Origin of the sequence: Methylorubrum sp. B1-46 (genome assembly GCF_021117295.1) — a bacterium.
GTDB lineage: Bacteria > Pseudomonadota > Alphaproteobacteria > Rhizobiales > Beijerinckiaceae > Methylobacterium.
Genome location: NZ_CP088247.1, coordinates 3,331,418 through 3,343,261, shown reverse-complemented (window position 1 = coordinate 3,343,261; position 11,844 = coordinate 3,331,418). Strand labels below are relative to the sequence as shown.

13 protein-coding genes are annotated in these 11,844 nt (G+C 69.3%); 8 read left to right on the top strand and 5 right to left on the bottom strand.

Annotated elements, in window-relative coordinates:
* Positions 1 to 45: 45 nt before the first annotated feature.
* Complete coding sequence (locus LPC10_RS15500; protein ID WP_231343082.1) at positions 46 to 1,011, bottom strand: SPFH domain-containing protein; 966 nt, start codon at positions 1,009 to 1,011, stop codon at positions 46 to 48.
* Positions 1,012 to 1,166: 155 nt separating this feature from the next.
* Between LPC10_RS15500 and LPC10_RS15495 the strand changes: the two genes are divergently transcribed.
* Entirely contained in the window at positions 1,167 to 2,501 is a 1,335-nt protein-coding gene (locus LPC10_RS15495) for an LLM class flavin-dependent oxidoreductase (protein WP_231343081.1), read from the top strand.
* Positions 2,502 to 2,547: 46 nt separating this feature from the next.
* Here LPC10_RS15495 and LPC10_RS15490 read toward each other — a convergent pair whose 3' ends face one another.
* The gene (locus tag LPC10_RS15490; protein ID WP_231343079.1) at positions 2,548 to 2,871 is read right to left on the bottom strand and encodes a hypothetical protein; all 324 of its coding nucleotides are present in this window, start codon (positions 2,869 to 2,871) and stop codon (positions 2,548 to 2,550) included.
* A gap of 154 nt (positions 2,872 to 3,025) precedes the next feature.
* Positions 3,026 to 3,268 carry a hypothetical protein gene (locus LPC10_RS15485; protein WP_231343077.1) on the bottom strand — a complete coding sequence of 81 codons (243 nt, stop codon included), beginning with the start codon at positions 3,266 to 3,268 and terminating at the stop codon, positions 3,026 to 3,028.
* 423 nt (positions 3,269 to 3,691) lie between these two features.
* Between LPC10_RS15485 and LPC10_RS15480 the strand changes: the two genes are divergently transcribed.
* The 4 genes from LPC10_RS15480 to LPC10_RS15465 all read left to right on the top strand — a co-directional run bounded on the left by LPC10_RS15480 (position 3,692) and on the right by LPC10_RS15465 (position 7,414).
* Positions 3,692 to 3,904, top strand: a complete 213-nt coding sequence (locus tag LPC10_RS15480; RefSeq protein ID WP_108940961.1) for a hypothetical protein — start codon at positions 3,692 to 3,694, stop codon at positions 3,902 to 3,904.
* 51 nt (positions 3,905 to 3,955) lie between these two features.
* Positions 3,956 to 4,252, top strand: coding sequence for a hypothetical protein (locus LPC10_RS15475; RefSeq protein ID WP_231343074.1), 297 nt, complete (start codon positions 3,956 to 3,958; stop codon positions 4,250 to 4,252).
* 143 nt (positions 4,253 to 4,395) lie between these two features.
* A complete protein-coding gene (locus LPC10_RS15470) occupies positions 4,396 to 6,291 on the top strand; it encodes a tetratricopeptide repeat protein (protein WP_231347064.1) in 1,896 nt (631 codons plus the stop codon).
* A gap of 247 nt (positions 6,292 to 6,538) precedes the next feature.
* Complete coding sequence (locus LPC10_RS15465; RefSeq protein WP_231343073.1) at positions 6,539 to 7,414, top strand: 4-(cytidine 5'-diphospho)-2-C-methyl-D-erythritol kinase; 876 nt, start codon at positions 6,539 to 6,541, stop codon at positions 7,412 to 7,414.
* A 7-nt stretch (positions 7,415 to 7,421) separates the two neighbouring features.
* Here LPC10_RS15465 and LPC10_RS15460 read toward each other — a convergent pair whose 3' ends face one another.
* A complete protein-coding gene (locus LPC10_RS15460; protein WP_231343072.1) occupies positions 7,422 to 8,444 on the bottom strand; it encodes a polyprenyl synthetase family protein in 1,023 nt (340 codons plus the stop codon).
* Between the two features lie 191 nt (positions 8,445 to 8,635).
* Here LPC10_RS15460 and LPC10_RS15455 point away from each other — a divergent pair, with 191 nt between their 5' ends.
* The 3 genes from LPC10_RS15455 to LPC10_RS15445 all read left to right on the top strand — a co-directional run bounded on the left by LPC10_RS15455 (position 8,636) and on the right by LPC10_RS15445 (position 10,621).
* Positions 8,636 to 8,863: a DUF2007 domain-containing protein gene (locus LPC10_RS15455; protein ID WP_166061451.1), complete on the top strand. Its 228-nt coding sequence runs from the start codon at positions 8,636 to 8,638 to the stop codon at positions 8,861 to 8,863.
* Between the two features lie 11 nt (positions 8,864 to 8,874).
* On the top strand, positions 8,875 to 9,627 hold the full coding sequence (locus LPC10_RS15450) for a tRNA1(Val) (adenine(37)-N6)-methyltransferase (protein WP_231343070.1): 753 nt from the start codon (positions 8,875 to 8,877) through the stop codon (positions 9,625 to 9,627).
* 133 nt (positions 9,628 to 9,760) lie between these two features.
* Positions 9,761 to 10,621 (top strand): S49 family peptidase, encoded by an 861-nt coding sequence (locus LPC10_RS15445; protein WP_231343068.1) that lies wholly within the window; start codon positions 9,761 to 9,763, stop codon positions 10,619 to 10,621.
* A 48-nt stretch (positions 10,622 to 10,669) separates the two neighbouring features.
* Here the strand turns inward: LPC10_RS15445 and LPC10_RS15440 are convergent, their stop codons facing one another.
* Positions 10,670 to 11,683 (bottom strand): acyltransferase, encoded by a 1,014-nt coding sequence (locus LPC10_RS15440; RefSeq protein ID WP_231343067.1) that lies wholly within the window; start codon positions 11,681 to 11,683, stop codon positions 10,670 to 10,672.
* Between the last annotated feature and the right edge of the window lie 161 nt (positions 11,684 to 11,844).

Genomic DNA, 11,844 nt, shown 5'->3' with positions numbered 1-11,844 from the left:
ACGGGTCGCCGCGAAGCGAAACCTCCTGCCCCGTCAAGGCGCGCCTCACCCCTTCCCCACGCTCACCACCGGCGTCGCCTCGCGGTCTCCCACGATCATGATGAGCATGTTCTGCGCCATGCTGGCGCGGCCCTGATCGTCGAAGACGATGCCGGCATGGCCGTCCTCCGGCTGCTCCAGGCGGCGGATCGTGTCGCGCACGATGGCGACCGCGCCCTCCACGATCTGGCGGCGGGCGGCGATGATCGCGCCGGCCTGCTGGCGCTTGAGCATCGCGCCCGCGATCTCCGGCGCGTAGGCCAGATGCGTGATCCGCACGTCCTCGACGACGACGCCCGCGAGCGCGACGCGCTGGCCCAGTTCCGCGATCAGGTCGGCGTGGATCGCGTCGCGGTCGGCCCGCAGCGAGGCGATGCGGGTGGCCTTCTCGGCGAGACGGCGCTTGGCGTCGCCCGCCTCCTCGCCGACATTCTCCGCCTCGTCATGGTCGTAGGGGCGGGTCGAGGCGATGTTGCGCAGGGCCGCCTCCGCCTGGAGCGAGACGAATTCGTGGTAGCTGCCGACGTCGAAGGTCGCGCGCGCCGCGTCCTGCACCCGCCAGATCGCCGCCGCCGCGATGGTGATCGGATTGCCCATCAGGTCGTTGACCGTGATGATCTTGGTCTCCTGCGCCTCGGTGGCGAGCGAGACCTTGGCGACCGCCGTCAGCGGATTGCGCCACCAGAAGCCGTCGCGGGCGATGGTGCCGTGATAGCGCCCGAACAGGGTCAGCACCGCCGCCTGCCGCGGCTTGAGCGTGATGAGTCCGGCGAGCAGCACGATCCCAACAATCAGCGCCACTGCGGAGACGAGCAGGAAGGACGGGCCGATGCTGACACGGCCGAAGACCAGCACACCGCCGCCGATGAAGGTCAGCGCGGCCAGCGCGAGGCAGGGAATGGCGATGGAGAGCGCCAGCCAGCCGTTCAGGGCGCGATAGGGTACGTCCTGCGTCACGCTCGCTCCGGCCATGCCTGTGTCTCTCTCAGCTTCGCTCGGTTCGAAGCCTAAGGACGTGGCGCGTGCAATCCTAGTGAGATACCGGGATCCTTCGTACCGTTGATGCTCTTGGTGCTCCGTGCACCCGATCGGTGGCATCGATGGGTTGATGCGGCCGGAGAATTGCGTTGAGCGAACCGCGTAAACAGCTCCATCTCGGCGCGTTCATGCGCCCGATCGGCATCCATACCGCGTGGTGGCGCTATCCCGGCGGATTTCCGGACGCGAACTTCAACCTCGACCATCTCGTGCGCTTCGCCCGCACCCTGGAAGCGGCCAAGTTCGACGCCTTCTTCATGGCCGACCATCTGGCGGTGATGAACATGCCGATGGAGGCGCTGAAGCGCTCGGCCACCGTCACCTCGTTCGACCCGCTGACGCTGCTGCCCGCACTCGCCATGGTGACGGAGCGGATCGGGCTGATCGCCACCGCCTCGACCACCTACAACGAGCCCTACCATGTGGCCCGCAAGTTCGCCTCGCTCGACCACATCTCGCGGGGCCGAGCCGGCTGGAATCTCGTCACCTCCGGCAACCCGGACGAGGCTCTGAACTTCGGCCGCGACGCGCATCTCGATCACGCCACCCGCTACGCCCGCGCCCGCGAATTCTTCGAGGTCGTCACCGGGCTGTGGGATTCCTGGGCCGACGACGCCTTCGTCCGCGACGTCGAGCAGGGGTTGTACTTTAATCCCGACAAGCTCCACACCCTGAACCACCGGGGCGAATTCCTGAAGGTGAAGGGGCCGCTCAACGTTGCACGCCCGTTGCAGGGCTGGCCGGTGATCGTGCAGGCCGGCGCCTCCGAGGCCGGGCGCCAGATCGCGGCGGAGACCGCCGAGATGGTGTTTGCGTCGGCCTCGTCGCTCGAAGCGGGGCAAACGTTCTACGCCGACGTGAAAGGCCGGATGGCAGCGGCCGGCCGGTCTCGCGAGGCCCTGAAGATCCTGCCCGGCGCCTTCGTCGTGGTCGGCGGCACGGAGGAGGAGGCGAAGGCGAAGAAGGCACGGCTCGATGCGCTGGTGCCGGTCGAGAGTGGACTCGCCAACCTCTCGGTCCGCCTCGGCACCGATGCCAGCGTCTTCGATCTCGACGCGCCGCTGCCCGAGATCCCGGAGACGAATGCCAGCAAGAGCGGGCAGGCGCAGATCGTCGACTATGCCCGCCGCACCGGGGCGAGCGTGCGCGAGCTTGCCCGCCGCGTCGGCGGCTATGGCGGGCTCACCTTCGTCGGCACGCCGGAGCAGATCGCCGACCGGATGGGCGAGTGGCTCGAGGGGCAAGCCTGCGACGGCTTCAACGTGATGTTCCCCTTCGTGCCGGAAGGGCTCGACGATGTGTGTGCGGGCGTGGTGCCGGAATTGCAGCGTCGCGGCCTGTTCCGCACCGAGTACGAGGGCACGACCCTGCGCGAGCATCTCGGTCTCGCGCGGCCGGGCAACCGCTTCTTCGAAACGCCGTAGGCTCCCCGCCGAACCGGCACGCGGTTCCGCGGGAAGCGTCGGCGCGTCAGCGCCGGCTGGTCAGGCCGTAGAGGGCGAAACCAGCCAGCGCGGCGAGGCCGAGGGTGAGCAGGCGGTTGCTGCCGACGGTGTCGGCGGCGGCCCAGCCGGTGCTCTTGGCACTCTCGATCATGGCGCGGCCCCTGAGGATGCGGGCGGCCCGCTGCCGGTTCGCTTCCTGGGTCGGCAGATGGACGATGAAGGTGTCGCCCTCACGGTCGATATCGATGCTGTTGCGGGCAAAGCCCGCCCGTACCAGACGGTCCTTGGCAGCGCGGGCCGCCTCAAGGCTCGTGAAATCGGCTTCGACGCCGACGGTGTCGTGGGCCATGTGTCCTCCTCGACCGATATGGGGATATGCCGCTGAAGAGACCGCGCCACCGTCGCCGCCCGCGGGAGGCGATGACCGATGGCCCGGTGCTTCGTGAGGCACTCCAAGCGGGAGGAGCAATCCGGTCCTGCCGTTCACGGTTCCGCGAGAAGGATCAGGCGGCCGCTTCCGCCTCGCAGGCATCGACCCGCACGGCACCGCCGGCGGTGAGAGAGCAGATCACCTCGGTGCCGTCGTCGAGCGCGAAGGCGTGGAACAGACGGCGCTCGAGTTCCTCGAGACCTTCACCGGGTAGTTCCGCGATTTCATCGCGCGCGCGCTCTTCGAGAACCGGAAGAACTCCGCTTCTCTCGGCGATTTCCTGCGCGGATTGCGTCAGAACGATTTCGAAAGACATTGCCGCCTCCCTGTTACGACGCCGGTCACGACCTTGTCCGATCCGCGTGAAGACAGGACCCTCTTGCGACTTTTTTGGGGCAGCCGCTTCGCGCCTGGAAAATCGCGAGGCAAATCAATCCCTTGGTAGGCGCCTGCTCGCCGCCGTTGGCCTCGGCCTGTGGCCTGGAACCTATCGAGACAGGCGGGGAGACCCCGAGGTAGCGGCCGGCGAGATCGGGATCAGGCTCGAGGAGATCCCGCTCGACGGCACGGCAGACCGGGCTGCTGTGACGCATCGGCTCAGGGCAGCCTTTCAGGATGTTTTTCGGTTCCAACCGGCGCAGCGCGCGGATTACGCTCGCCCGTCAAACGTCACCGGCCGCCGGAGCTTCGACAGGCTCCGACCGTCAAGAAAAGCATCCACGGCAGGGAGGCCGGCCCCATGAATTCGATCCTCGTCGTCGCGCTCGTCTGCGCGTCCAGCGTTCAGATGCCCGATTGCTCCCGCGAGACCGCCCTCGACGTGATCATCGGGCCGGCTCACACGCTGCAGGAATGCCTGATCCAAGGGCCGGTCCTGGCCGCCAGCGCCGGCCATGGCGGCGCTGCCAACACCTACGTGAAGACCCGCTGCGAGCAGCGCAAGGAACGGTAGGCGAGGAACCGTAAGCGGGGAGCGATCGGACAGGAACGGGAGGAGCCGGCCGTGGCAGAAGATGAGACCGTCGATCCCCTCCGCGCCGTGGAAGTGCGACTGCGCGCCCGCCTCGCCGTGGTCGAGCGTGCGGCGTGGTTCGGCTTCGTGCAGGCGATGCGGGACCGCCCCGAAGAGACGCGCGCCTATATCGAAGCCGAGCGGGCCCGCTGCGAGGAGGGCTTCGGCAGCGGCGCCTGGGCCAAGGATCTGACTGCGGCCGAGCGCGCCCTGCTCGGGGCGGAGGTCGATGCCGGGCTGGCCCAACTCGTGGAGGATGCCCGCGCGGAGATCGGCGACGGCCCCTGAACCGGGGTCTCAACGGCCCCTCCCCCGCGCCATCCTTTCGCCTTGCGGTCATGGCGGTAAGCGTTCAGTGTCCCCCGCCAAACCGGAGCCGGCCGGAGGAAACTCCGTCCGCCGATCCCGCGAAGGAGCCGTGACTGGTGCCCATGTTCGGATACGCCGCCCGCCGGAGCGCCACCGCGCTCGCCCTGCTGCTCGCTTCGACCGGTCTCGGCACCCTGCCGGCCGCGGCCATGCAGCCGCGGGAATCCTCGCCGCTCTCCGAATACGAGCCGGCGGAATCGCTGGAAGGCAACTTCCTCTCGGCCTACATCGCCGGCGCCTCGAAGGACACGGCGGCGGCCGCGAGCTTCTACCGCGAGGCGGTGAAGGGCGACCCGCGCAACGCCGAGCTTCTGGAGCGCGCCTTCGTGTCGCTGCTCGCCGACGGCGCCATGACCGACGCCTTCCGCGCCGCCGAGCGGCTCGCCACCCGCGAAAGCTCGAACGGCCTTGCCCAGCTCGCGCTGGGCGTGCGCCAGCTCAAGGCTGGCCAGTACGGCCCCGCCCGCCAGAGCTTCGGCCGCAGCGGCCGGGGTGCGGCCGCCGACCTCACCGGGACGCTGCTCACCGCCTGGGCCTATGCCGGCGCGGGCGACGGCAAGCGCGCCTACGAGACGCTGAATCGCCTGCGCGGCGAGCGCTACTTCAACGTCTTCCGCGACTACCATGCCGGGCTGATCGCCTCGGTGATCGGCGACCGGGCCGAGGCCGAGCGGAAGCTGAAGGCGGCCTACGACGCCGACCACAACACCCTGCGCATCGTCGACGGCTATGCCCGCTTCGAGGCCGGGATCGGCCGAACCGATCTCGCCATCGACGCCTACAGCGAGTTCGAGAAGGTGATGCCGCGTCACCCCCTCGTGGTGGACGCCCTCGACAAGCTCAAGGCCGGCAAGCCGCTCACGCCCCTGATCGCGTCGGCCCAGGAGGGCGCGGCCGAAGTGCTCTACGGCCTCGGCTCGGCCGGTTCGACCCAGGGCGACGAGCTTCCGGCAGTGGTCTACCTACGGCTTGCCCTCTACCTCGCCCCCGAGCACGCCGTGGCCCGGCTGACGCTCGCCGACACGCTCGACCGTATGAAGCAGACCGAGCGCTCGAACGAGGCCTACGCGCAGATCCCGGCTTCCTCGCCGCTCAAGCTCAACGCCGACATTCAGATCGGCCTCAACCTCGAGCAGATGGGCCGGGGCGACGAGGCGCTTCAGCACCTCGACACCGTGCTCAAGGCGAATCCCGACAACGTCGACGTGATCTCGGCGCTCGGCAACGTGCAGCGCTCGCGCAAGAAGTTTACCGAGGCGACCGAGACCTACACTCGTGCGATCAACCTGATCCAGCCGGGCAAGGAAGCCAATAACTGGACGTTGTTCTACTTCCGCGGCACCGCCTACGAGCGGGCCGGCGAGTGGCAGAAGGCGGAGGCCGACCTCAAGAAGGCGCTCAGCCTGGTGCCGCCGACCCAGCCGAACGCCAAGGCGCAGGTACTCAACTACCTCGCCTATTCCTGGGTCGATCGGAACATGAACATCGACGAGAGCTTCACCATGCTGAAGCAGGCCGTCGATCTCTCGCCCCGCGACGGCATGATCATCGATAGCCTTGGCTGGGCCTACTTCCGCCTCGGTCGCTGGGACGACGCCGTGCGCGAGTTGGAGAAGGCCGTCGAGCTGAAGCCGGGCGATCCGACCATCAACGACCACCTCGGGGACGCCTACTGGCGCACCGGCCGCCGGCTGGAGGGCAAGTTTCAGTGGCAGCACGCCAAGGACCTGAACCCCGAGCCCGACGATCTCGTCAAGATCAACGCCAAGCTGAAGGACGGCCTGCCCGAGCCGGACAAGCCGACGGCCACCGCCGAGAACCCGCCGACGCAGGACCCGGCCCAGGCTGCGCCCGCCCCCGTGGCGGCGCCGCACAACCCGGAGAACCCGGAACTGCCGAAGGGCGCACCCGCCCCGAGCGAGCCGCCCGGCGCGGCGGACAAGAAGCCGGGGAAGTAAGGCTTCCCCGCTCCGGCGATATCCCACGCGCGCCCTTATTCTGAGGGGACCGCGACAGCGGGCCTCGAAGGATCCTCCAGTTCCCACGCGGCTTCTGGAAGATCCTTCGAGGCCTCCGCTTCGCTGCGGCACCTCAGCATGAGGTCGCGGTTTGGAGAACGCCTTTGAGGATGGCTCCAGCCTTGCCCGTTCCGAATGTGGCCCCTATGGCAGGACGCGTTCCCTGACCCTCCGGCCGAGAGCCTTCGTGTCCGTCCTCACCACCCGCGCTCCGGCCAAGATCAACCTGACCCTGCACGTCCTCGGCCGCCGGCCGGGGGACGGCTACCATGCGCTGGAAAGCCTCGTCGCCTTCGCCGAGGTGGCCGACAGGCTGGAACTGGCGCCCGGCCCTGATCTCACGCTCGAGGTCTCCGGTCCCACGGCCGGCCCAGCGGGGCCGCTCGACGACAACCTCGTCCTGCGCGCCGCCCGCCACTTGGCAGCGGGTGTGGATGGCCTGCGGCTCGGCGCGTTCCGCCTGCACAAGCAACTGCCCGTGGCGGCCGGAATCGGCGGCGGCTCGTCGGATGCGGCCGCCGCTCTGCGGTTGCTGGCTGAACTGAACGGACTCTCCCTCGACCACCCGGCCGTGATCGCGGCCGCCCGCGCCACGGGGGCCGACGTGCCGGTCTGCCTCGATCCGCGGGCGCGGATGATGCGCGGGGCGGGAGAGGAGATCGGGCCCGTACTCGGCCTTGCGGCTTTGCCGGCGGTGCTGGTCAATCCCGGTGTCCCGGTTGCGACGGCGCCGGTCTTCAAGGCGCTCGGCCTCGCCGTCGGGCAGGTGCTCGAGGGGGCCGCGCATCCAGCCATCGCCAGCGGTCTCGACGCGGATGCGGTGCTCGGCGCGATCGCGCCCGCCCGCAACGATCTGGAGGCGCCGGCCCTCACCGTCGCCCCGGTGATCGGCGAGGCGCTGGCGCTGCTGCGGACGCAGGGCGGGTGCCGTCTGGCGCGGATGTCCGGCTCGGGTGCGACCGTGTTCGCGATTTTTTCCGATGACGGAGCGGCGCAGATGGCGGCCGGAGCGATCCGCGCCGCTCAGCCGGGCTGGTGGGTCGAGCCGACGCGCCTCGCCTGAGGCGGCGTCAATGCGCCCGGGCGATGCAGAAATCCACCACCTGCAGCAGGGCTGACTTCATCGGCCCGTTCGGAAACGAGTGCAGAGCCGCGCGGGCCTGATCGCCGTAGTGGCGCGCGCGCTCGATCGTGTCGTCGAGGGCGCGGTGGCGGCGCAGGATGGCGAGCGCCTGCTGCAGATCGCCCTCTTCCAGGTCCTCCCGTTCGAGGGTGCGGCGCCAGAAGGCCCGCTCCTCGTCCGAGCCGCGGCGCAGCGCCAGCACGATCGGCAGGGTGATCTTGCCCTCGCGGAAATCGTCGCCGACATTCTTGCCGAGTGCCGCGCTGGTGCCGCCGTAATCGAGCACGTCGTCGATAAGCTGGAAGGCGATGCCGAGATTCATGCCGTAGGCGCGGCAGGCTGCCTGCTCCGCGTCGGGCCTCTGGCTCAGCACCGGGCCGACCTCGCAGGCCGCCGCGAACAGCTCCGCGGTCTTGCCGCGGATCACCGCGAGATACTCGTCCTCGCTCGTCTCGGTGTTCTTGGCCGCGGTGAGCTGCATCACCTCGCCCTCGGCGATGACGGTGGCTGCCGCCGACAGGATGTCGAGGGCGCGCAGGCTCCCGACCTCGACCATCATGCGGAAGGCCTGGCCGAGGAGAAAGTCGCCGACGAGCACGCTCGCCTCGTTGCCCCACTTGATGCGGGCGGCGACCCGGCCGCGGCGCATGTCGCTCTCGTCCACCACGTCGTCGTGAAGGAGGGTCGCGGTGTGCATGAACTCGACCGCGGCGGCGAGCTTCACCGCGCCGTCGCCGTTCCCGTACCCGCAGAGATCAGCGCAGGCGAGCGTCAGGATCGGGCGCAGGCGCTTGCCGCCCGAGGCGATCAGGTGGTTGGCGACCTCGGGGATCATCGCCACGTCGGAGCCCGTGCGCGACAGGATCGTCGCGTTCACCCGCTCCATCCCAGCCGCGACGAGACTCACGAGATCGGTGAGGCTGGCCTCCGGATCGGAGCGGCCTTCATCGAGGGTAACGACGACGCCCAAAGCGCGATGCCTCCGGAAAACTCTCGACCGGCACCCTGCCGGAACCCCTGCCCCGCGGCAGCCCCTGTCGCACGGGGCCGGCGGCAGGGCAACACGCGGTCGTGCCGCATGGCTGCGCAAGAACGTGGACAATGTTACCAGCCGCAGACCGCCGGCCCGCTCGCCGGGGGCGGCAGGAAGGGTTTGTGGCCGTGACGGAACTGATCCGCAGCAACGACATCGTCCTGATCGGATTCGCGCGCTCGCTCCTCGAAGAGGCGGGCGTCCCGCTCTTCGTCGCCGACGAGCACATGAGCGCGCTCGAAGGATCGATCGGCGCGTTCGGCCGGCGCCTACTGGTGCCCGACGACCATGCGCGACAGGCCCGCCGCATCCTGGCCGATGCCGGCCTATCCGCCGAACTGCGCGACGAGCGCTGAGCGGACGCCCGGTGGGTACGGAACCGGATGCCTTCCTCGGCGGCCGCCTGAAACTGCGCCAGCCGGCCCGCGGCGCCCATCGCGCCGGCACCGACGCCGTGCTGCTCGCCCGGCTTCTCGCCCCGGCGCCGGGCTCGACGCTCTACGATCTCGGCGCGGCGACCGGTGCGGTGGGGCTGGCGGCGGCGCAGCTCTCCGAGGGGGCTCGCGTGGTGTTGGTCGAGCGCGATCCCGGCCTCGCCGCGCTGGCTCGGGACAATGTGTCGGCGAACGGGCTCGACAGGCGTGTCGCGGTGATCGAGGCGGATCTCCTCGCGCCGGGAGCGGAGCGCCGGGCAGCCGGTCTGGCGCCGGACAGCGCCGACATCGTGCTGACCAACCCGCCCTTCTTCGAGGCCGGCACGCACCGCGCCTCCCCCGTTCCGCTCAAGGCCGCGGCGCATACCTTCGCCGTCGGCGGGCTCGACCTCTGGCTCCGAACCTGCGCCGACCTGCTCCGTCCCGGCGGACGGCTCGGCCTGATCCACCGAGCCGACGCCCTGCCCACCTGCCTCGACGCCCTGCGCGGGCGCTTCGGCGACTGTGCCGTCCGCCCCGTTCACGGACGAGTCGGGCGGCCGGCGATCCGCGTGCTGATCGCGGCGGTGAAGGGCAGCCGCGCGCCGTTTCGGCTGCTGCCGCCTCTGGTGCTTCAGGACGAGGCCGGGCGCTTCACGCCGGAGGCCGAGGCCCTGCACCGGGGCGACCCCTGGCCGGCCCCGTGAACGCGGGAAGCCCCCTCGTGGCTCTCGATTCGCAGGCCGCCGTGATGGATCGGCCGGCGGCGTCCTGCTAACGGAGGTGCGACCCGCCCGTCTCGGTGGGCGGTGCCCCGTGCGACCGCGAAAAGAAGCCACCATGCCGCTGACCGTCCCGACCTGGATGCGCTTCCTCCTGCCCCGCCGCTTCCGCCAGCCCCCTCCCCGGGTGGCGGTGGTGCGCCTGAGCGGGGTGATCGGTACCGTCTCGCCGTTCCGGCCGGGTCTCTCCATCGGTACGGTGGCGCCGAGCCTGGAGCGCGCCTTCACCATGCCGGGCCTCTCGGCGGTGGCGCTCGTCGTCAACTCTCCCGGCGGCTCGCCGGTGCAATCGCACCTGATCTACCGGCGTATCCGGGCACTGGCCGCGGAGAAGGAGATCAAGGTCTTCGCCTTCGTGGAGGATGCTGCGGCGTCGGGCGGTTACATGATCGCCTGCGCCGCCGACGAGATCGTCGCCGATCCCGCCTCCCTCGTCGGCTCCATCGGGGTGGTCTCGGCCGGGTTCGGCTTCGACCGGCTGATCGAGCGCCTCGGCGTCGAGCGCCGCGTCCACACCCAGGGCGAGGCCAAGGCGATGCTCGATCCGTTCCGGCCGGAGAACCCGCAGGACGTCGCCCGGCTGAAGGAGATCCAGGCCGACGTGCAGGCCCTGTTCACCGGTCTGGTGCGCGAGCGCCGGCCGAAGCTCGATGCGAGCCGCGACCTGTTCACCGGCGCGGTTTGGACCGGGCGGCAGGCGCTTGAGCTCGGCCTCGTCGATGGGCTCGGCGACCTGCGCGGCACGCTGCGCGCCCGCTACGGTGACGCGGTCGATCTGCGGCTGGTGGCCGAGACCCGCGGTTCCTGGCTCGCCCGCCTTCTACGCCGCGCCGGCCCCGGCCAGGCAGCGGCCGGGATTCCCGACGCGGTGATCGCGGCGGTGGAGGAGCGCGCCGCCTGGGCGCGGTTGGGACTTTAGAGCGTCGTCTTTTTCCGAAAGCCGGCGGCCACCTTTCGGGACAGCCCTCTACGCGCCGGCGCCGCCGAGTACTCCGTTCTCACGGGAAGGCGCTGCCGTGACCTTTTCACCGCGCCGAATCGTCCGGCGGAGGGGCTCGATCCAACGCTCATTCAGAGCCGCCATGACGACGGCTATGGCGAGCGACACCAGGATCGCGGCGCACGCGAAGCCTGTTCCCCGCGCATCGGGCTCAAAGAAGGCTAACGCAACGGCGAATCCGGCCAGCCAGTGGCAGAGGAAGGCTGGGTAGGCCAGTTCACCGAGATACCCGTCCACGTCGCGCCACGCCCCCGCCGGGCGCCAGTCCGCGACGGCTGCGACGAGCGCGGCGCCGACAAGGCTGTTGAGGTAGAACCCTTCGAGGCGGACGTAGTCGTCGGAGAAGATCCAGCCGCCGCCGACCATGTTGGCAGCCCACAGCATCAGAAGCGGCAGAATGGCCCGGTAGGAGACCTTCGCCAGGCTCTCCTTGCGCCAGAAGTAGACCAGTGCCCCGATGGCAAAGTCGAGGCAGGCGGAATGCGGGTCGAAGTAGCGGGTATCCCAGTCGTCTTGCCCCAGGATGGTGAGGGCATGAAACGCGACGGCTGCTCCGAACAGCATGAGTGCGTAGGACTTCCGGCGCGCCAAGCCGAGCGAGAGGTAGGCGTACATCAGGATCTCGACCGCGATCGACCAAGCCGGCATCACGAGGCGGAACGGATACGCCCAGTTCATCATCGGCATCAGACCGAGATTGAGCCAGACGTCTCGAAGGTTCGGGCTTGCCCAGTCGCTGGAGAACCGTGCCGCTTCGGCGGGCAGAGCGAGAACGGTCGCGAGGCTCGCCATCAAGATGAGGTAGTAGAGCGGCAAGAGCCGTAGTGCCCGATTGGCCCAAAATCGCTTGAGGTCGAACGCATAGACCTCATGCAATGCTGCCGTGATGGCGAAGCCGGAAAGGATGAAGAAGACGCGGACGGCATAATGCCCGAAATGCTTGTAGTAGGGGTCGCCGGCGAAATGGCTCAGGATCACCATGACGGCGAGAAGGAGGCGAAGTGCTCCGGACATGGAGTTCCCGATGGAGGGCGGCGATCGAAGCCAAAGATGTGAATTGTGATTTGTTTCCAATTTGTTATGATCGTACGAACGGCGAGATATACTGATATTTATCGTAAATTGCAGAGGCCAATGGGCGT